At 63.2% G+C, this 19,226-nt stretch carries 22 protein-coding genes; 9 read left to right on the forward strand and 13 right to left on the reverse strand.

The features are described from left to right. Nucleotides 1-320: 320 nt before the first annotated feature. Complete coding sequence (locus J7655_RS07565) at nt 321-1,529, forward strand: ammonium transporter (protein WP_230927243.1); 1,209 nt, start codon at nt 321-323, stop codon at nt 1,527-1,529. A 151-nt stretch (nt 1,530-1,680) separates the two neighbouring features. On the opposite strand, the gene J7655_RS07570 is transcribed toward J7655_RS07565, so the two are convergent. From J7655_RS07570 to purM, 3 genes are read right to left on the reverse strand one after another with little or no spacing between them, the layout of a single operon-like run. Next, nucleotides 1,681-2,397 carry a DUF3108 domain-containing protein gene (locus tag J7655_RS07570; protein ID WP_230927244.1) on the reverse strand — a complete coding sequence of 239 codons (717 nt, stop codon included), beginning with the start codon at nt 2,395-2,397 and terminating at the stop codon, nt 1,681-1,683. Nucleotides 2,398-2,405: 8 nt separating this feature from the next. Continuing rightward, nucleotides 2,406-3,050 (reverse strand): phosphoribosylglycinamide formyltransferase, encoded by a 645-nt coding sequence (gene purN, locus J7655_RS07575; RefSeq protein WP_230927245.1) that lies wholly within the window; start codon nt 3,048-3,050, stop codon nt 2,406-2,408. After that, nucleotides 3,050-4,108, reverse strand: coding sequence for a phosphoribosylformylglycinamidine cyclo-ligase (gene purM / locus J7655_RS07580; protein WP_230927246.1), 1,059 nt, complete (start codon nt 4,106-4,108; stop codon nt 3,050-3,052). Before purM ends, purN begins: the two co-directional genes overlap by 1 nt. Nucleotides 4,109-4,348: 240 nt before the next feature. On the opposite strand from purM, the gene J7655_RS07585 reads away from it, so the two are divergent. The 3 genes from J7655_RS07585 to hda all read left to right on the forward strand — a co-directional run bounded on the left by J7655_RS07585 (nt 4,349) and on the right by hda (nt 7,246). Then, the gene (locus J7655_RS07585) at nt 4,349-5,389 is read left to right on the forward strand and encodes a DUF2066 domain-containing protein (protein WP_230927247.1); all 1,041 of its coding nucleotides are present in this window, start codon (nt 4,349-4,351) and stop codon (nt 5,387-5,389) included. 73 nt (nt 5,390-5,462) lie between these two features. Continuing rightward, nucleotides 5,463-6,545 (forward strand): AI-2E family transporter, encoded by a 1,083-nt coding sequence (locus J7655_RS07590; protein WP_230927248.1) that lies wholly within the window; start codon nt 5,463-5,465, stop codon nt 6,543-6,545. Next, a complete protein-coding gene (hda, locus tag J7655_RS07595) occupies nt 6,542-7,246 on the forward strand; it encodes a DnaA regulatory inactivator Hda (protein ID WP_230927249.1) in 705 nt (234 codons plus the stop codon). The genes J7655_RS07590 and hda overlap by 4 nt, the downstream gene beginning before the upstream one ends. Before the next feature lie 84 nt (nt 7,247-7,330). Here hda and J7655_RS07600 read toward each other — a convergent pair whose 3' ends face one another. The 3 genes from J7655_RS07600 to arsC are packed head-to-tail and all read right to left on the reverse strand — an operon-like array spanning nt 7,331 to nt 8,687. Next, nucleotides 7,331-7,738: a DUF2069 domain-containing protein gene (locus J7655_RS07600; RefSeq protein WP_230927250.1), complete on the reverse strand. Its 408-nt coding sequence runs from the start codon at nt 7,736-7,738 to the stop codon at nt 7,331-7,333. 2 nt (nt 7,739-7,740) lie between these two features. After that, the gene (wrbA, locus tag J7655_RS07605; protein ID WP_230927251.1) at nt 7,741-8,337 is read right to left on the reverse strand and encodes an NAD(P)H:quinone oxidoreductase; all 597 of its coding nucleotides are present in this window, start codon (nt 8,335-8,337) and stop codon (nt 7,741-7,743) included. Continuing rightward, a complete protein-coding gene (gene arsC / locus J7655_RS07610; RefSeq protein WP_230927252.1) occupies nt 8,334-8,687 on the reverse strand; it encodes an arsenate reductase (glutaredoxin) in 354 nt (117 codons plus the stop codon). Before arsC ends, wrbA begins: the two co-directional genes overlap by 4 nt. A gap of 136 nt (nt 8,688-8,823) precedes the next feature. Between arsC and J7655_RS07615 the strand changes: the two genes are divergently transcribed. Further along, nucleotides 8,824-10,041 carry a YihY family inner membrane protein gene (locus J7655_RS07615; protein ID WP_230927253.1) on the forward strand — a complete coding sequence of 406 codons (1,218 nt, stop codon included), beginning with the start codon at nt 8,824-8,826 and terminating at the stop codon, nt 10,039-10,041. Nucleotides 10,042-10,203: 162 nt separating this feature from the next. Continuing rightward, nucleotides 10,204-10,404 carry a hypothetical protein gene (locus J7655_RS07620; RefSeq protein ID WP_230927254.1) on the forward strand — a complete coding sequence of 67 codons (201 nt, stop codon included), beginning with the start codon at nt 10,204-10,206 and terminating at the stop codon, nt 10,402-10,404. 45 nt (nt 10,405-10,449) lie between these two features. On the opposite strand, the gene J7655_RS07625 is transcribed toward J7655_RS07620, so the two are convergent. Both J7655_RS07625 and J7655_RS07630 read right to left on the reverse strand, forming a co-directional pair. Then, nucleotides 10,450-10,842 (reverse strand): hypothetical protein, encoded by a 393-nt coding sequence (locus J7655_RS07625; RefSeq protein ID WP_230927255.1) that lies wholly within the window; start codon nt 10,840-10,842, stop codon nt 10,450-10,452. 114 nt (nt 10,843-10,956) lie between these two features. Then, on the reverse strand, nt 10,957-12,360 hold the full coding sequence (locus tag J7655_RS07630; RefSeq protein WP_230927256.1) for a PilZ domain-containing protein: 1,404 nt from the start codon (nt 12,358-12,360) through the stop codon (nt 10,957-10,959). A 30-nt stretch (nt 12,361-12,390) separates the two neighbouring features. On the opposite strand from J7655_RS07630, the gene J7655_RS07635 reads away from it, so the two are divergent. Continuing rightward, nucleotides 12,391-12,867, forward strand: a complete 477-nt coding sequence (locus J7655_RS07635) for a TlpA disulfide reductase family protein (RefSeq protein WP_230927257.1) — start codon at nt 12,391-12,393, stop codon at nt 12,865-12,867. Nucleotides 12,868-12,990: 123 nt separating this feature from the next. Here J7655_RS07635 and J7655_RS07640 read toward each other — a convergent pair whose 3' ends face one another. From J7655_RS07640 to napE, 5 genes are read right to left on the reverse strand one after another with little or no spacing between them, the layout of a single operon-like run. Next, nucleotides 12,991-13,587, reverse strand: coding sequence for a cytochrome c3 family protein (locus J7655_RS07640; protein ID WP_230927258.1), 597 nt, complete (start codon nt 13,585-13,587; stop codon nt 12,991-12,993). Nucleotides 13,588-13,598: 11 nt separating this feature from the next. Then, nucleotides 13,599-14,084, reverse strand: coding sequence for a nitrate reductase cytochrome c-type subunit (locus J7655_RS07645; RefSeq protein ID WP_230927259.1), 486 nt, complete (start codon nt 14,082-14,084; stop codon nt 13,599-13,601). A gap of 11 nt (nt 14,085-14,095) precedes the next feature. Beyond that, nucleotides 14,096-16,600 (reverse strand): nitrate reductase catalytic subunit NapA, encoded by a 2,505-nt coding sequence (gene napA, locus J7655_RS07650; protein ID WP_230927260.1) that lies wholly within the window; start codon nt 16,598-16,600, stop codon nt 14,096-14,098. Beyond that, nucleotides 16,597-16,857 carry a chaperone NapD gene (locus J7655_RS07655; protein ID WP_003461524.1) on the reverse strand — a complete coding sequence of 87 codons (261 nt, stop codon included), beginning with the start codon at nt 16,855-16,857 and terminating at the stop codon, nt 16,597-16,599. Before J7655_RS07655 ends, napA begins: the two co-directional genes overlap by 4 nt. Nucleotides 16,858-16,885: 28 nt before the next feature. Next, nucleotides 16,886-17,053 (reverse strand): periplasmic nitrate reductase, NapE protein, encoded by a 168-nt coding sequence (napE, locus tag J7655_RS07660; RefSeq protein ID WP_039964770.1) that lies wholly within the window; start codon nt 17,051-17,053, stop codon nt 16,886-16,888. Between the two features lie 235 nt (nt 17,054-17,288). On the opposite strand from napE, the gene J7655_RS07665 reads away from it, so the two are divergent. Both J7655_RS07665 and J7655_RS07670 read left to right on the forward strand, forming a co-directional pair. Further along, the gene (locus J7655_RS07665; RefSeq protein WP_125835701.1) at nt 17,289-18,461 is read left to right on the forward strand and encodes an MFS transporter; all 1,173 of its coding nucleotides are present in this window, start codon (nt 17,289-17,291) and stop codon (nt 18,459-18,461) included. A 112-nt stretch (nt 18,462-18,573) separates the two neighbouring features. After that, the gene (locus tag J7655_RS07670) at nt 18,574-19,179 is read left to right on the forward strand and encodes a porin family protein (RefSeq protein ID WP_230927261.1); all 606 of its coding nucleotides are present in this window, start codon (nt 18,574-18,576) and stop codon (nt 19,177-19,179) included. The last annotated feature ends 47 nt before the right edge of the window (nt 19,180-19,226 follow it).

The following is a 19,226-nucleotide window of genomic DNA, read 5'->3' on the forward strand; positions in this document are numbered from 1 at the left end:
TGTAGGGGTTCCGCAAGAATAGTCTGAAAGTGACTGGGTTGGCGTGTGGTACAGCGCTTGCATTTTGCGGGTGCGTAAGACTCGTCGGGTGCTCTGTGGTGGTGCCTTTCGAGATAGGCCAAGGATGGCATGAACGACAAATAACCCATTAATTTATAAGAAATAAATGCCAGATTTCCGGTTTCTGGGTGCGCCATTCTGGAGCTTCCGGCCGGTGCGTTCGAGGGCGCTCTTCAAGAGTTTGCTGCATTGCGGTGCAGAAGATCTTCGATATGCCTTAGTTTGGTGCTTTTTCTTCACTGCCGGAGTTTCCTTCCTGGATGGAAAACATCAACAGCGCCGTGGCCACGCTGATCCACGGCTCCAATACCCTGTTCATCCTGCTGGGTGCGATCATGGTGCTGGCCATGCACGCGGGCTTCGCCTTTCTCGAGGTCGGCACGGTGCGGCAGAAGAACCAGGTCAACGCCTTGTCAAAGATTCTTTCCGACTTTGCCATCTCGGCCCTGGCCTATTTCTTCATCGGCTACTGGATCGCCTACGGCATCAACTTCCTCGAACCGGCTGCGGTGCTTACCGAGAACCACGGTTATGGGCTGGTGAAGTTCTTCTTCCTGCTGACCTTTGCCGCGGCGATTCCGGCGATCATCTCCGGTGGCATTGCCGAGCGCGCCAAATTCGGCCCGCAGCTATGCGCCACGGCGTTGATCGTGGCGTTCGTCTATCCCTTCTTCGAAGGCATGATCTGGAACGGCAACTACGGCTTGCAGGCCTGGCTCGAAACGCGTTTCGGCGCCGGCTTCCATGATTTCGCCGGTTCCGTGGTGGTACATGCCATGGGCGGCTGGCTGGCGTTCGGTGCCGTGTTGCTGCTCGGTCGTCGCAATGGTCGTTATCGCGACGGCAAACTGGTGGCCATGGCACCGTCGAACATTCCGTTCCTGGCGCTGGGCTCATGGATCCTGATCATCGGCTGGTTCGGCTTCAATGTGATGAGCGCGCAGACACTCGAAGGCGTCAGTGGCCTGGTGGCGGTCAACTCGCTGATGGCCATGGTTGGTGGCACCGTCGCAGCCTTGCTGGTCGGCCGAAACGATCCGGGCTTCCTGCACAACGGCCCGCTGGCAGGTCTGGTGGCGATCTGCGCCGGCTCGGATCTGATGCATCCGATTGGCGCCCTGGTCACGGGTGCGATTGCCGGTGCGCTGTTCGTCTGGGCATTCACCGCAACACAGGTGAAGTGGAAGATCGATGACGTGCTCGGCGTCTGGCCGCTGCACGGGTTGTGTGGCGTCTGGGGTGGCATCGCCTGCGGCATCTTCGGTCTTGAAGCCTTCGGTGGTCTGGGCGGCGTCAGCCTGGCTAGCCAGGTGATCGGCACTGTGCTGGGCGTGGTGGTCGCGCTGGTCGGTGGCTTTGCGGTGTATGGCCTGCTCAAGGCGTCGCTGGGCATTCGCCTGAGTCAGGAAGAGGAATACAACGGCGCTGATCTGTCGATTCACAAGATCGGCGCGGTGAGTCAGGACTGAGATACATGCCAGGCGCTGTCAGGCAGCGCCTGGAGCAGGCAAGGATGCTGCGAACTGTAGGAGCGGCGCCCCGCCGCGAACCAGGCGGCGTTGGTTCGAAAGCTTCGCCCCAGGGCGGGGCTCCTACGAAAAACTGTTTTGCCGGTTTGGATCAGTCGCGGCGGCCTTCGACCGGCTTGCCGGCGACGGTGCCTTCCTTGAGCATGATCTGGTATTCCTTGCCGTCGGTTTCCACCTGATGCAGGCGTACCAGCAAGTGGCCCCAGTCCTTGGCGAACCACAGCACGGTCTTGCGGGTGCTTTGCGTAGGGTCACGCACCCGCTCGACCTTGATCGCATCGATCAGGCCAGCCTTGGTGCGTACCACTTCTTCGCCCAGTACACGGAAGTCGTAGGTTTCGATTTCGTCACCGTCGACCACCTGGTAACTCACGCTCTTTTTGCCCGCCGCGACATCCTGCTGCAGGGCGACCTGATAGGTCGACTTGTCCAGCAGGCCACGGTTGAGCGGAAAGGTCACGGCATCGCCACGGTCGTTGCCGATGACTTGTTTCTGCTCCCAGTCGAAGTCCTGTTCGACCTTCTTGCCTTTGCCCAGGCCGCTGCGGTTGAGGCGGTAGGTCAAGGGCAGCAGGGCACCGTTGTCGACGCGGAAGGTGCTTTCTTCGGTAAGGCTGGCAACCAGCATCGAAGCTTCGAAGTTGAGGGCCCAGCGGCCGTCGTCCTCACGCTTGAGGCTGCGTTCGGCGCTGCCGCTGACCGGCAGTTGCTTCCAGTCCGCCGTGTAGCTGGCGGAGAAAGGCTGCAGATCCTCGGCAAGGGCTGGCAGGGCGAACAGGGTCAGGGCGAACAGCAGGGCGCGACGCATAGGGTCTCCTAGGTTCGAATCAGGTGGCCGCTGGCAGGCAGCGGCTGGTCATCCAGCATTGCGCCTTGGGCGCCAAGACGCAAGCGGCCTTCGGCAAACCAGCGCACCGCCAGCGGATAAATCAGGTGTTCCTGCTGGTGCACGCGGCTGGCCAGGCTTTCGGCCGTGTCATCGGCCATCACGGGCAGCACTGCTTGTACGACCAGGGGGCCACCATCGAGTTCCTCGGTGACGAAGTGCACGCTGCAGCCATGCTCGCTGTCCCCGGCTTCCAGCGCGCGCTGGTGAGTGTGTAGCCCCTTGTGTTTGGGCAGTAGCGACGGATGGATATTCAGCAGGCGTCCGGCATAGTGCTGTACGAAGCCCGGCGTGAGGATGCGCATGAAACCGGCCAGCACCACCAGGTCAGGCTGGTGGGCATCGATGGCCTGGATCAGGGCAGCATCGAATGCCTCACGGCCGTCGAACTGCTTGTGATCAAGCAGTTCGGTGGTGATCCCGGCCTGTTTCGCCCGCTCCAGGCCGTAGGCACCGGCGCGGTTGCAGATAACCGCGGCGATGCGGGCCGGATTGCCGTCGTGGGCGACGCTGTCGATCAGCGCTTGCAGATTGCTGCCTGACCCGGAGATCAGGACGACGACATTGCAGGGCATCAGTGGGCTTTCAGGTTGTTCAGCTGAACTTGGGCTGCACCTTCTGCCGCTTCGGTGATCTGGCCGATGACCCAGGGTTGCTCGCCGCTGGCGCGCAGGCTGGCCAGGGCGGTTTCGACCTGATCCTGAGCGACGCAGATGACCATGCCGACGCCGCAGTTCAGCACGCGGTGCATTTCATGCTCGTCGACGTTGCCTTGTGCCTGCAGCCAGTCGAATACCGCCGGACGCTTCCAGCTGGCCACGTCGATCACCGCCTGGGCGCCTTGTGGCAGCACGCGCGGGATGTTGTCCAGCAGGCCGCCGCCGGTGATGTGGGCCATGGCCTTGACGGCGCCAGTGTCCTTGATCAGCTTGAGCAGCGGCTTGACGTAGATACGGGTCGGTGCCATCAGCAGGTCGGCCAGGGCCTTGCCATCCAGTTGCACCTGCTCGATGTCGGCGCCGGAGACTTCGATGATCTTGCGGATCAGCGAGTAGCCGTTGGAGTGCGGGCCGGAGGAGGGCAGGGCGATCAGCGCGTCGCCGGTAACGACCTTGGAGCTGTCGATGATTTCGCTCTTTTCCACCACGCCGACGCAGAAACCGGCCAGATCGTAGTCTTCGCCTTCGTACATGCCCGGCATCTCGGCGGTTTCGCCGCCGACCAGGGAGCAGCCAGCCAGCTCACAGCCGGCGCCGATGCCGGTGACCACGGTGGCAGCGACGTCGACGTTGAGCTTGCCGGTGGCGTAGTAGTCGAGGAAGAACAGCGGCTCGGCGCCACAGACCACCAGGTCGTTGACGCACATGGCGACCAGGTCCTGGCCGATGCTGTCGTGTTTGTTCAGGTTCAGCGCCAGGCGCAGCTTGGTGCCGACGCCGTCGGTGCCGGACACCAGTACCGGTTGCTTGTAGCCGGCCGGGATCTCGCACAGGGCGCCGAAGCCGCCCAGGCCACCCATGACTTCCGGACGCGCAGTGCGCTTGGCGACGCCTTTGATGCGTTCGACCAGGGCTTCGCCGGCATCGATGTCGACGCCTGCGTCCTTGTAGCTGATGGAGGGTTGCTTGCTCATAGATCCGGGCCTTTGAATGGGGAGTTCGTGTAGGCGCCGACGTGGCGCAGGCTCATTCAGGGAACCTGGCGCGCGTACCGGCTGGCGAAGGCGCGCGATTTTATCAGGCTTGCCCGGTAGCGGCCACTCGCGTGCATGCGCTTCGTCGCTGGCGCTGGTTGCCGGGGCGGGGGCGGCTGTTTAAGGTATAGGTCTTTGTGCCCCGCCGCCGTGCAGCCATCCCTTGCGAGAGTCCCCCCGATGCGTTTTTCCATCCGCCTGTTGTTCGTCTGTCTGTCGCTTCTGAGCCTGCCGGCATTGGCCGCGCCGGTGGCCGGTCTGTACCAGGTGCGTGAGCCTGTGGCTGACCAACAGCCGGAAAGTCGCGATGCTGCCATGCAAAAAGCCCTGCAAACTCTGGTGCTGCGCCTGACCGGCGACGCCAAGGCGTTGCAGAACCCGGCGCTGGAAGGCCTGCGCAAGGAACCGCAGCAGATCGTCAGCCAGTTTGGTTTCGAGGGCGATGCGTTGCTGGTCGAATTCGACCCGGCCAGCACGGATCAACAGCTGCGCCAGGCTGGCCTGGCCCTGTGGGGCGCCAATCGACCGGCGATTCTCACCTGGTGGCTCAACGAAGCGCCGGAAGGCAGCCAACTGGTCGGCGAGAGTCAGAGTGCGTCGGCGCTGCTGCGCGAGGCGGCTCAGCACCGCGGCCTGCCGCTACGTTTGCCTCTGGCTGATTTGAGCGAGCAGGCGCTGGGCAGTGCCGATGCGCTGCTGGCCAATGATCCGCAGGCGTTACGCGAAGCCTCCGAACGCTATGGCGCCGATGCTTTGCTGGCCGTGCGGGCCGCCGAAAGCGGCGGCACCTGGCAGGCGACCTGGCGCCTGTGGCTGGGCGATGAGCGCGAGCAGGGCAAGGCCGAGGGCGCCGACCAGGCTGCGCTGGCCGATGCCGTGCTGCTGGCCGTGGCCGAGCGCCTGGCGCCGCGCTTCGTGGTCAAGCCGGGCGCGGCGCAAAGCCTGACGCTGGTGATCGAAGGGGCTGACCTGGGCCGTTTCGCGGCGCTGGAGCGCTTGCTCGAACCCTTCGCTGCACGCTTGCAGGAGATCGACGGCCAGCGCCTGGTCTATCAGGTCAGCGCCAGCCCGGAGCAACTGCGTGCACAGTTGGCGTTGGGGCAACTGCAGGAAGTCAGCGAGCCGCTCGATGCCGCTGCACCGCCGGAGAATCCCCAGGAGGGGGCCACCGAGGCGCCACAGGTGAAGCCGCGCACCGATCAGCTGCGTTTTCGCTGGTAAGCTTGCCGGCGGATAAATCACAGCCCAGTCACGCGGCGCCCTCCTGGCGCCGTTACGCAACGAGGACGCGAGCATGACCGATTCCACCCGCTGGCTATGGATGGCTGGGCTGTTTCTGCTCGGCTGGTTGCTGTACCTGCTGCACCCGATACTTTCCCCCTTCCTGATCGGCATCCTGTTGGCCTACCTGGGCGATCCGCTGGTCGACCGCCTCGAGCGGCATCGCTTGTCGCGTACCGGCGGTGTGGTGGTGGTGTTCACCCTGTTTGCGCTGGTGCTGCTGGTTCTCGTGCTGGTGCTGGTGCCGATGCTGGGACGGCAACTGGTGCGCTTGTATCAACTGGCGCCGGAGATGATCGACTGGCTGCAGGGCACGGCACTGCCCTGGTCGCAATCGCACCTGGGCTTGCAGGACGACCTGTTGCAGGTCGACCAGCTCAAGCAGGTGTTCGCCGACAACATCGGCAAGACCACCGATGTGCTCAAGGCGGTGCTGGCTCAGGCGACCTCTTCGGGCCTGGCGCTGCTGGCCTGGCTGGGTAATCTGCTGCTGATTCCGGTGGTGAGCTTCTACCTGATGCGCGACTGGGATGTGCTGGTCGAGCAGGTGCGGCGCCTGCTGCCGCGTCAACGCGAGGGGTTGGTGGTCAAGCTGGCAGGCGAATGCCATGAGGTGCTCGGCGCCTTCCTGCGTGGCCAGCTACTGGTGATGCTGGCGCTGAGCATCATTTATGCCTCGGGCCTGATGCTGGTGGGGCTGGAGCTGGGATTGCTGATTGGCGTGCTGGCGGGGTTGGCGAGCATCGTGCCCTATATGGGCTTTATCGTCGGCATCGGTGCGGCGTTGACCGCCGCGCTGTTCCAGTTCGGCCTCGAACCCTATCCCCTGATCGGCATCGCTGTGGTGTTCATGATCGGCCAGATGCTCGAGGGCATGGTGCTGACGCCCATGTTGGTGGGCGATCGCATCGGTCTGCACCCGGTCGCGGTGATCTTCGCCATCCTCGCGGGCGGCCAGCTGTTTGGCTTCACCGGCGTGCTGTTGGCCTTGCCGGTAGCAGCGGTGATCATGGTTCTGCTGCGCCATGCCCATGATTTGTATAAACTTTCCGGCCTTTACGGAGAGTCCAGCGGTTCCGACGAGCCCCTTGCATGAAACCAATCCAGCTGCCTCTGGGGGTGCGTCTGCGTGATGACGCCACCTTCGCCAACTACTACCCCGGCGCCAATGCCGCTGCGCTCGGCTATGTCGAGCGTCTGTGCGAAGCCGATGCCGGCTGGACGGAAAGCCTGATCTACCTGTGGGGCGCCGACGGTGTCGGGCGCAGCCATTTGCTGCAGGCGGCCTGCCTGCGTTTCGAGCAGCGTGGCGAGGCAGTGGTCTATCTGCCGCTCAGCGAAGTGGTGCAGCACGGCCCGGAGTTGCTCGACAATCTGGAGCAATGCGAGCTGGTCTGCCTCGATGATCTCGATGCCGTAGCCGGACGCAGCGACTGGGAAGAAGGCCTATTCCACCTGTTCAATCGTCTGCGCGACAGTGGTCGGCGTTTATTGCTGGCCGGCACCATGTCGCCGCGTGAGCTGCCGATTCAGTTGCCGGACTTGAAGTCGCGGTTGACCCTGGCACTGGTCTTTCAACTGCATGAACTGTCCGATGAGGACAAGTTGCGCGCCTTGCAGCTTCGTGCCTCGCGTCGCGGCCTGCAGATGAGCGACGAGGTCGGCCGCTTTATCCTCACCCGTGGCGAACGCAGCATGAGCGCGCTGTTCGAGCTGCTGGAACGCCTGGATCAGGCCTCACTACAGGCCCAGCGCAAGCTGACCATTCCCTTTCTCAAGGAAACCCTGGGCTGGTAATGGCTTTGGGAACTCCTGTGTAGGGGGCGAGCTCTTGGCTGCACAAGCGCATCGCAAGCAGAACTCGCTCTTACATCAGGACGTTTATTCGCCGGCCAGCTTGCGATCGTACTGAAAGCGCCAGCGGGTGTAGAGCAGTGCTGTGCAGAACAGGCCGAAGCTGATCACTGCCTCCAGAACGCCGAACAGGGCGCGCGCCGGATCGATGGCGGCCAGTACCCCCTGGATGAAGTAGATGTTGACCACGAAGCAGGTCCAGGCATGGGCGCGGGCGTTGCCCATCAGCATGCCGGGGGCGAGCAGGGCCAGCGGCAGCAACTGAATGGTCAGTACCACGCCGATGCGTGCGCCATGCAGGTCGGCGAAGGCCAGGTTCCATACCAGCAGCAGGGTGAGCAGGGCGATGAAGCTGAACAGGCTCAGCGCCCGGCTGAGTTTGACGCGCGGCTCCAGCCATTCGAGGCTGGGCAGGGGTTTCTTCGCTCGGGCCACGATCACTGCTCCAGTTTGCCGGCGATCTGCGCCAGGCGTTGACCCAGTGCGCGGCACAGGGCGATTTCATGTTCATCCAGCGCGCGCTTGCCGTCGCTGCCGGCATGGTGACTGGCGCCGTAGGGCGTGCCGCCGCCACGGGTTTCGAGCAGGGCCGACTCGCTGTAGGGCAGGCCGCAAAGCAGCATGCCGTGGTGCAGCAGCGGCAGCATCATCGACAGCAGCGTGCTTTCCTGGCCGCCATGCAGGCTGGCGGTGGAGGTGAACACGCCAGCCGGTTTGCCGACCAGCTCGCCGGTCAGCCACAGGTTGCTGGTGCCATCGAGGAAGTATTTCAGTGGCGCGGCCATGTTGCCGAAACGGGTCGGGCTGCCCAGGGCCAGGCCTGCGCAGTTTTTCAGATCGTCCAGAGTGGCGTACATGGCGCCTTCTTCCGGCACGCCCGGCGCGACGGCCTCGCATTCGCTGGAGACGGCCGGCACCGTGCGCAGACGTGCCTCCAGGCCGGCCATTTCGACACCACGGGCAATCTGCCTGGCCATTGCGGCGGTGGCGCCATGGCGGCTGTAGTAGAGCACGAGGATATAGGGCGCGCTCATGCCAATAGCTCCAGTACCTTTTCCGGTGGACGGCCGATCACGGCCTTGTCGCCGGCGACCAGAATCGGCCGCTCGATCAGTTTGGGATGCTCGACCATGGCCTCGATCAGTTGCGCTTCGCTCAGGCTGCTATCACTCAGGCCCAATGCCTTGTACTCGTCTTCACCGCTGCGCAGCAGTTCGCGGGCGCCGATGCCCAGCTTGCCGAGCAGGCGCTCGAGTTCGGCGGCGCTGGGTGGCGTTTCCAGGTAGCGCACGACTGTCGGTTGCAGGCCGCGTGCTTCGAGCAACTCCAGCGCGCCTCGGGATTTGGAGCAGCGTGGGTTGTGGTAGAGCGTCAGGTCGGTCATGGTGGCTCGTATCCGGCTTGAATTGGCGGCTATTCTAACCGCCTGATACGCGGATGCACGCGAAGCGAGAGGCTGCTTCGTGCGACCTTTTCACGCGGTGCACTGTCTATCGATGTTTGAAGGCTAAGGAGTGGTCATGCAGGTTCGTCTCAAGGACTGGCTGGGATTCTGGCTGAGTCTTTACCAGCGCTTCGTCGAGAACCGAGGTGCCGGCAACGCGGCGGCGTTGACCTATACCACCTTGTTCGCGGTGGTGCCGATGATGACCGTGACTTTTGCCATGCTCTCGGCCATTCCGGCATTCAAGGGCGTTGGCGAGGATATTCAGGGTTTCATCTTCCACAACTTCGTCCCCTCGACCGGTGAGGCCGTGCAGGGCTACCTGCGTGAGTTCACCACCCAGGCGCGACAACTGACCTGGTTCGGTGTGGGGCTGCTGGCGGTCACTGCGTTTCTCATGCTGGTGGCCATCGAGAAGACCTTCAACGTGATCTGGCGGGTACGCCAGCCGCGGCGTGGCATGTCCAGCTTTCTGCTGTACTGGGCGATTCTCAGTCTCGGGCCGCTGCTGCTGGGGGCCGGGTTCGCGGTCAGTACCTACATTGCCTCTCTGTCGCTGATTTCCGGGCCCGATGCCGTCGTCGGTGCCAAGACGCTGCTCGGCTTCGCGCCGCTGCTGTCGAGCATCGCCGCGTTCACCCTGCTCTATGCGGCCGTGCCCAATACCCGCGTACCCCTGCGTCATGCGCTGTTGGGCGGCCTGTTCAGTGCGGTGCTGTTCGAGGTGGCCAAGGCGCTGTTCGGCCTGTATGTCAGCCTGTTTCCGGGCTATCACCTGATTTATGGCGCCTTTGCCACGGTGCCGCTGTTTTTGCTGTGGATTTACCTGTCCTGGCTGATCGTGCTGCTGGGCGCCGAGCTGGTCTACGGTCTGTCACAGCCCCGCCACTGGCGCCGCGAGCCCATCGCCAGGGGGCTGATTCTGCTGGTGGTGCTGCGCCTGTTGCTCAAACGTCAGCAGCAGGGTGAGGCCTTGCACTATGGCGACATGCAGCGTGCCGGCTGGCGTCTGCCCGAAGACGAGTGGAGCCAGGTGATGGATTTTCTCGAGCGCGAGCACCTGGCATGCAAGGCCAGTCGCGGCGGCTGGGTGTTGTGCCGCGATCTGCATCAGGTTTCCCTGCACCAGTTGCTCGAGTGCAGCCCCTGGCCGTTGCCGAGTCTGTCGCAGTTGCCTGCCCAGCTCGATGAACCCTGGTATCCGGCATTGCGCGAAGGGCTGGAGCACCTGCAGGCGGAACGTGAGGAGCGCTTCGGTGTCAGCCTGGCGCAGTGGTTGCCGGGCAAGGGGTGACAAAAAATGTCAGTTTGCAGCGTCATGCCAGCCTTCGCTCGTGTTCCAGGCTCACGGATGTCAGTGATTCCGTGCCGACAGGGCTGGCACGGTTCTGGCAAACATCAGGGTAGTGGTAATCGGACTGCCGAGAGGGCAGGGATCGCGAGGATACAGGCAGTCATGACGGCTAAAGACAAGGTCATCCCTCTTCATCGGCGCGATCCGCAGCAGGCGCTGACGCGGCTCAATCGCGTGACCGGATTGCGCTTTGCCCGTTGGCCTGAGTCGCTGCTCGAGTTCGCGGTCAGTGAAGACCCGCATGCCGAGGCTGACGTGCAGGAAGCGCAGCCGCTGCGTCGTGCGGAGGTGTCCTCCGCCTGAAAGCAAAACCCCGCGACAGTGTGCGGGTCTTTGCTTGAGCGGGGTTCAGGCCATGGCCTGAAGGCCATCGCTGTTGGCTGGCTCGACGGCCTGTACGAAAAATTCCTCGACCACCAGGCTCGGTGTCGGCACTGCCGAACGCAGGCGCACCTGCATCTCCTCGATCCTTTGCCGCACCGGCAGGCGGGCAATGCCGGACAGCAGAATCTTGCCGGTGGCGCTGACCTTGCCATGGTCGACATTGACCTCACGATGTTTGTCGCCGTCGCGATAGCTCACCAGCAGCGAGACCGGCAGGTTGGCCAGGCCGGGGATATGCAGCCAGGTGGCAACGTTGTATTCCGCCACGCGCCCCTCATAGGCGGTGACCAGCAGGCGGGCGCCGTCGACGATGCGCGCTGGCACAGAGCCGATCAGCTTGTCTTGCGCTTGAGACATGGTGAAATTCCTGGCGGGTTGAAACAGGTGTGCCGGGAATTATAAGCAGCCAGCTGTGGGTGAAACTGTGCACTTGGCAGACAGGCCGCGTGACTCGGATCGCAGTTTCGCCCATCAGGCCAGGCGCAAGGGGTGACGGGATACCGATGAGGTCTGCAGGTTGCTTTCCGGTAGCGCCACGATGGCCTGATTGTGCGCGTTGGCCAGTTGCAGCCAAAGGTGCTCTCCGGGGCTGAACTGGGCGGTGGGCAACCACAGGCCGTGATGCCAGCCGTTGCCGGGGTCGGGGGTGCTTTGCAGCACGCCAGGATGGGTCTGCGCGTTGGGTGCGCGACGTAGCCATACGGGGCGTGGCAAACCCTTGAGATAGCGCAGCCCCAGGTGCAGACCTTCTGCGCCCTGATGGCGCCAGCGCACCAGCGCCAGCGCCGGCGTACCCGTGGTGAGCAGCAACACCAGTTGTCCGACCTGCAGCTGCGCGCTTTCGTTGGCGTTGCACAGCAGTCGCGCGCCGCCGGGGCTGGCATCGAGAATCTGCGCCTCGGTACGCTGCGGCAGTTTATCCAGCAACTGTGCATGGATGGCGGCCAGGCCGACCAGCAGGCTGCACTGGCCGGCGAGTTCGGCACGTTCATGACGACGCTGTTGGCGTCCCAGCCAGTGCTGGCGTATTCGCTCGAGCAACTGGCGTTCCTGCTGGCTTTGCAGCGGCGCGGGCTCATGCAGGGCGATCAGCAGTGCGCCCAGCTCGAAGCGACGCAGGTAGGCGTGTTCGCCTTCGGGGCGTTGTTCGACGTTAAGGCAGGCCTGCGCCTGGCTCAGGTCGACCAGCGGGCCTTCACTGTCGTCTTCCTCGTCCCAGGGTTGCAGCCTGGCCAACGACGCCAGGGGGGCGAGCGTATTGAACAGGGTCAGGCATTCGCCTGCGTCGAGATGAAAGGGATTGCTCAGGGCCATCAGCAGCATCTGCTGGTAAAGGCCGCGCAGATCATTCGCCGGTTTCGGCTCGAACGCAGCAGCCACGGGCTCATCCAGGCACTGCTGGTGTTCGCCGATCCAGTACAGCAAATGGCTTTCGCGCCACAGTGCTGGCGGGGGTTCCTGATAAAGGTGGTAGTGCCGCAGCAACTGCTGGGCAAGGAAATGCTGGGCCATGTACAGGCACCAGGCCAGATGCGGCAGCGATGGCTGGCGGCCCTGCAGGATCTGCAGCAGCAGGCGCTTGAAACCGCTGGCCAGCTCGCTGCACAGGCGCACGAACAGTGTGCTGGGTGGATGGGGATTGGCGAAGCTGGCGTAATGCCGATACTCGTCACTGAAGCTTTGCAGCGCACGCTGCCTTTCCAGTAAGGTCAGATGGCTGCGATTGAGCGAAAACAACAGGCTCAGTACGTGCTGCAGGCCATGCTCCGGTTCCAGCAGGCGGGCCGCCGCGAGTTGCTGGGCGACCTCCGCCGGTGTTACGCGGTTGTCCTCGCGGATTTCCGGAACCTCCAGGCGCAGGGCATCTGGCGTCATATCAACCCCGAGTGGACGAGGAACGAGTACATGGGCTTAGGGCTCCGCAAGGTCGGCAAGGCTGTCTTGGTTATCTGCACCGGTTTGCTGCTAACGGCTTGCGCCGAAGATTTCGGCCCTGACCAGCATGGACGAAAGGTAACGGCTGACAGCCTCGATGGCCAGTGGCTGATCATCAATTATTGGGCCGAATGGTGCGCGCCGTGCCGCACCGAGATTCCCGAGCTCAACGCGCTGGAAGAAACGCTGAAAAACCAGTCGGCGCGGGTGATTGGCGTCAACTTCGACGCCTTGCAGGGCGATGACCTCAAGCGTGCGGCGGACAGTTTCGACATCCGCTTCACCGTGCTGGCGCTGGATCCGGCGGCACGCTTCGAACTGCCACGCACCGATGTCTTGCCGGTCACTTACATTGTCGATGCCGAGGGCAAACTGCGTGAGCGCCTGGTCGGCGAGCAGACGGCAGCCGGCCTGCTGACGCATCTTCGAACGCTGCGCGGGGAGTAGGCCGGACGCCGGGTCTACGGCGTGAGGTGAGTGTCACGGGGAGCGTGCCCAGCAATGCACCTTGGGACGGGCACGTACTGCACCGTTCCAAATGGAGTTGCTGCGCACCCGGGTTTCAGCCGTTCACCAACCCGGCACCCCGCTCATGTCCGGTAGCTGGTGGGCGATGCCCTTGTGGCAATCGATGCAGGTGGCTGCGCCGCTGGCCAGGGCGTTGGAGTGCATCTGGCGGGCGCGTGGGCTCTGTTTGGTGAAGTCCATGTAGTCGAAGTTGTGGCAGTTGCGGCATTCCAGCGAATCGTTGGCCTTGAGCCGTGCCCATTCGTGTTCGGCCAGTTCGCGACGCTTTTCCAGAAACTTCTCGCGGGTGCTGATGGTGCCGAAGATCTTGCCCCAGACTTCCTTGGACGCCTGCATCTTGCGCGCGATCTTGTCCGTCCACTGGTGCGGTACGTGGCAGTCCGGGCAGGTGGCGCGCACCCCGGAGCGGTTGCTGTAGTGAATGGTGTCCTGGAGCTCGACGTACACGTTGTCACGCATTTCATGGCAGGAGATGCAGAACTGCTCGGTATTGGTGGCCTCCAGCGCGGTGTTGAAACCGCCCCAGAAAATGATCCCGGCGATGAAGCCGCCAAGCGTGAGAAAACCCAGGCTGTAATGCACGCTTGGGCGGCGCAGGATGCCCCAGTACTCCTTGAGCAGGGCCATTAACGACTTCATGAAAGGCCTCCTCAGGGTTTTGCCGTGCCGGCTGCTTCGTCGCCGAGCAACTGGTCGATATTGTGGAAGGCGTTGCCGACCAGAGGTTTGACCTCCTGCTGGGTGACGTGGCACTGGGTACAGAAGTAGCGCCGTGGTGAAACAGCCGCCAGGGCCTGACCGTCGCGATCCATGTAATGAGTGATGCTGATCATCGGCGCCTGGCTGCGGGCGCTGCCGGCGCGGCTGTGGCAGGTCAGGCACTTGTTGCCGTTGGCGTCGACCTGATAGCCGCGAATGCTGTGCGGGATGGTCGGCGGCTGCTCGGGGTAATTGCGCTCGCGCTTGATATCCTTGTTCTCTTCATTGCCGAGCACGGGCGCCGGTAGGCTCTGGCTCAGGGTGCCGCCAGGGCGGCGACCGTCCGGTGCCGGAGCGTCGAGTGGGTAGTTGAGCTCGCCGGCGATGGCCAAGCCAAAGGCGGCGAGCAGTAACAGAGGCAGAAAGCGCAGAGTCATGACGGTTCTCCTCAGGCCAGGCTGACCAGTTCGATCTTCACCGCACACTTCTTGTAGTCGGTCTGCTTGGAGATCGGGTCGGTGGCGTCCAGGGTGACCTTGTTGATCAGTTTGTTGGCGTCGAAGAAGGGCACGAACACCAGGCCACGCGGCGGCTTGTTACGACCACGGGTTTCGATGCGCGCGCGGATTTCCCCGCGTCGGCTGATCACCTTGACCTCGCTGCCGCGTCGCGCCTTGAGTGCCTTGGCATCGTCCGGGTGCATGTACACCAGGGCATCGGGCACGGCGCCGTGCAGTTCTTCGACGCGCTGGGTCATGCTGCCGGTGTGCCAGTGTTCGAGCACGCGGCCAGTGCTGAGCCAGAACGGGAAGTCGTCATCCGGTGACTCCGCTGGCGGCTCATAGGGCAGGGCGAAGATCAGCGCACGTTTGTCCGGGTAGCCGTAGAACTGCACGCCGCTGCCTTTTTCCACGTAGGGGTCGAGGCCTTCGCGATAGCGCCAGCGCGTTTCCTTGCCGTCAACCACTGGCCAGCGCAGGCCACGCTCGGCGTGATAGCTGTCGAAGGGCGCCAGGTCATGGGCATGGCCGCGACCGAACTGGGCATATTCCTCGAACAAGCCCTTCTGCAGGTAAAAGCCAAAGGCCCCGGCCTCGTCGTTGGCATAGCCGGCCTCGATCTGTTCGCGGGGGAACTGGTCGACCTGGCCGTTGGCGAACAGCACCTGGTAGAGCGTCTTGCCCTTGTATTCCGGGGCCTTGGCCAGCAGTTCGGCAGGCCAGACTTCGTCGGTGGTAAAGCGCTTGGAAAATTCCACCAGTTGCCACAGGTCGGACTTGGCCTCGCCCGGTGCCTTGACCAGTTGGTGCCAGAACTGCGTGCGGCGCTCAGCATTGCCGTAGGCGCCTTCCTTCTCCACCCACATGGCGCTGGGCAGGATCAGGTCGGCAGCCTGGGCCGAGACGGTGGGGTAGACATCGGAGACGATGACGAAGGCCTGCGGATTGCGCCAACCGGGGAGGATCTCCTGCATCACGTTGGGGCCGGCCTGCATGTTGTTGCTGACCTGGGTCCAGTAGACCTTGAGCACGCCGTCCTTGAGCTTGCGGCTCTGTTCCACGGCATGAAAGCCGGGCTTTTCCTGGATGGTGCCGGCCGGCAGTTTCCAGATCTTCTCGGCGGTTGCACGGTGCTTGGGGTTGGCTACCAGCATGTCGGCCGGTAGGCGATGGGAGAAAGTACCCACCTCGCGCGCGGTGCCACAGGCCGATGGCTGGCCGGTGAGGGAGAAGGGGCTGTTGCCCGGTTCGCTGATCTTGCCGGTGAGCAGGTGCAGGTTGTAGATCAGGTTGTTGGCCCAGACGCCACGGGTGTGCTGGTTGAAGCCCATGGTCCAGAACGACATGACCTTGCGCTTGGGATCGGCGTACAGCTCGGCCAAGGCCTTGAGGCGCTCGGCCGCCACGCCGCTTTCCTTGGCGGTGCGCTCCAGGGTGTAGGGTTTGACGAAGGCGGCGAACTGCTCGAAGGACATGTCCTCCCAGGTATTGGCCTTGGCCGCGTTCTTGGCCTGCATCTCCAGCGGGTTGTCGGCGCGCAGGCCGTAGCCGATGTCGTCGGCGCCGCGGGCGAACTTGGTGTGTTTGCCGACGAAGTCCTTGTTCACCGCGCCGCTTTCGATGATGTGGTTGGCGATGTAGTTGAGGATCAGCAGGTCGGTCTGCGGTTTGAACACCAGCGGGATATCGGCCAGGTCGAAGCTGCGGTGTTCGAAGGTGGACAGCACGGCGACCTTGGTGTTCGGATGGCTGAGGCGACGATCAGTGACCCGGCTCCAGAGGATGGGGTGCATTTCGGCCATGTTCGAGCCCCACAGCACGAAGGCGTCGGCGGCCTCGATGTCGTCGTAGCAGCCCATTGGCTCGTCCATGCCGAAGGTGCGCATGAAGCCCATCACCGCCGAAGCCATGCAGTGGCGCGCGTTGGGATCGATGTTGTTGGAGCGGAAACCGGCCTTCATCAGCTTGTTGGCGGCGTAGCCTTCCCACACCGTCCATTGCCCTGAACCGAACATGCCGACGGCCTCGGGGCCATGCTCGCGCAGCGCCTCCTTGGTCTTCTGTTCCATGATGTCGAAGGCCTGCTCCCAGCTCACCGGCTGGAATTCACCCTGCTTGTCGTACACGCCATTCTTCATGCGCAGCAGCGGTTGGTTGAGGCGGTCGACGCCGTACATGATTTTCGACAGGAAGTAGCCCTTGACGCAGTTCAGGCCGCGATTGACCTCGGCCTTGACGTCGCCGTGGGTGGCCACCACGCGGTTGTCGCGGGTGGCGACCATCACGCTGCAGCCGGTGCCGCAGAAGCGGCAGGGCGCCTTGTTCCAGTCCAGGCGGGTCATGTCCGCTTCGGTGATCAGGTTGCTGGCGGTCGTCACCAACGGCAGACCGGCGGCAGCGGCGGCAATGGCAGCAGCGTTGGCCTTGGCAAATTCACGGCGGGAAAGCTTCATTCTGAGTCTCCTTCTGTGTCGAGGAGTTCGTGGTAAACCAGAGCGGCATTGAGCACGCCTGGCAACGCGTTGATCTGTTCGAGGCGGGCGAGGATGTGGCGCTCGTGTTCGGTTTCCAGCACCACCACCAGCTTGCCTTGCGGGCTTTCCTGATGCAGTTCGAGGCCTTCCAGCTGGCGCAGGTTGGCTTTCACCGCAGCCAGCCATTCGGGCCGTACGTGCACCAGCAGACTGGAAATATGCATAGAGGCGGCCATGTTCCGTGGCTCCGTAGGTGAGGAAGGATCAGGTGGGTGGACCAGGTGGGCCCAGCAGCATCTGCATGAACCAGATGATGAATCCGTAGCCGCCGACCAGCGCGACCGAAAGGATGGGGAACAGGCAGACCACGAGAAAGACGAACAGGCGAGTTTCCTTGCCTTTCATGGCGCTGCGCTCGGGCGGGGTAGCCATTCGCTCTTCTCCGTTGCGTTCGTAATAGAGTCTAGACCCTAACGTTAGTAAGGGCAAAGTCTGTTGAGCTGGATCAAGGAAAAGGAATTGCACGAGCGCTAATGGCACGCGCTCGCGATTATCGATAGCGTGCTAATATTTCGTCTGGTTTCATTCACCTGCAGGCGTCACCCGGTTCGGTCTTGCGGCATGTTCCGGCTATCGCTTGCATCCAGCTTCGTGAGCCAGTCCACCCATGTCCGTGACTCATCTGAGCCGTGGCAGCGCCGGTTATCGGCGTGCCACCCTGGCGCTGTTCTGCGCCGGTTTCGCCACCTTCGCCATGCTTTACTGCGTGCAACCTCTGCTGCCGTTGTTGGCCGCGCACTTTCGCGTGTCTGCGGCCAGCAGCAGCCTGGCGCTTTCGCTGACTACCCTGAGCCTGGCCCTGTGCCTGCTGGTATCCGGTGCACTGGCCGAGAGCTGGGGGCGCAAGCCGGTGATGGTCGCGGCGCTGGGCCTGGCCGCGCTACTGGGGATCGCCTGCGCGCTGGTGGAGCAGTGGAGCAGCCTGCTGATTTTGCGTGCGCTGCTGGGGCTGGCGCTGAGCGGTTTGCCGGCGCTGGCCATGGCCTATGTCGGTGAGGAGTTCGACCCTGAAGCGCTACCGGCGGCGATGGGGCTGTATATCGGCGGTACGGCGCTGGGCGGTCTGCTCGGGCGCTTGCTGGCCGGCCTGCTCAGTGACCTGGGCGGTTGGCCCTGGGCCCTTGGCGGCATTGCCGGGCTCGGCCTGTTGGCGTTGGGGCTGTTTCTCTGGCTGCTGCCGCCGTCGCGGCATTTCACCGCCCAGCCGTTGTCCTTGCGCGGCCTGTTGCGCAACTTCGCCCTGCACCTGAGCAACCCGCGCTTGCGCGTGCTGTTCGCTCTGGCCTTCCTGCTCATGGGCGGCTTCGTTGCGCTGTTCAACTATGTTGGCTTTCGCCTGGCGGGTGCGCCATTCAACCTGTCTGCGACGGTCATCGGCCTGCTGTTCACCGTCTATCTGCTCGGCATTCTCAGTGCTGGCTGGGCCGGGCGCCTGGTGCCACGCTTCGGCGCACGCCAGGTGTTGCATGGCGGCATCGGCCTGATGCTGTTGGGGGTAGCCCTGTGCGCTGCGCCCTGGCTGAGCGCTGCGGTGGTGGGGCTGGCACTGTTCACCTTGGGTTTCTTCGCGGCTCATGCGGTTGCCAGCGGGCAGGTCGGTATCCATGCGCAGGGGGCCAAAGCGCAGGCCTCGGCGTTGTACCTGTGTGCCTATTACCTCGGTTCCAGCCTGGTGGGCTACGTTGGTGGTTATGTCTGGGAGCACGCCGGCTGGCTGGCGTTACTCGGCGTTCTGGCCTCGTTATTTATCCTCGCCAGCGCTCTGGTACGGCGTATCTAGGCTGTTTGCCGCTCGTTCAGTGCAGGTTCAAGGAGGGTTCAGGAGGGATTCAGTAGTCTTCCCGCAGACTTGTTGCCGAGTTGATCAAAACTGCAACGAGAGGAACGATTCAATGAAAATCACCCTGAACCGTATCGCATTCGCTACCTGCCTGGCCCTGGGCGCAACCGCTGCCCAGGCCAACGACAATTTCGTCGGCCTGACCTGGGGTCAGACTGACAACAACATCCAGAAATCCAACGCGCTGAATGCCAACCTCGGCAACCCCAAGTTGGACAAAGTGATCGATGGCGAAGGCACCTGGGGTATTCGTGCCGGCCAGACGACCGCTGACGGCCGCTACTACGCGACCTACGAGAATGTCTCCGACAGTCACAATGGCTACAAGCTGCGTCAGCAGAATCTGCTCGGCAGCTACGACATGTTCGTACCGCTGGGCAGCAACAACACCAAGCTGTTCGGTGGTGTGACGGCCGGCCTGGTCAAGCTCGAACAGGAGAGCCGTGGCTTCTCCCGTGACAGTGACATCGGTTTTGCCGCAGGCCTGCAGACCGGTATTCTGCAGGAACTGAACAGCAACACCTCGATAGAAGCCGGCTATCGTTACCTGCGTACCAATGCCAGCACGGAAATGGCGCCGCATGGTGCAGGCAAGGCCGGATCGCTGGATCTGCATAGCAGTTCGCAGCTCTACCTGGGTGCCAACTTCGCCTTCTAAAGGTGGCTAGCGTGACCGGGCCGGGCATCTGCCCGGCCTTTGTATGA

Source organism: Pseudomonas wenzhouensis (genome assembly GCF_021029445.1).
Taxonomy (GTDB): Bacteria; Pseudomonadota; Gammaproteobacteria; order Pseudomonadales; family Pseudomonadaceae; genus Aquipseudomonas; species Aquipseudomonas wenzhouensis.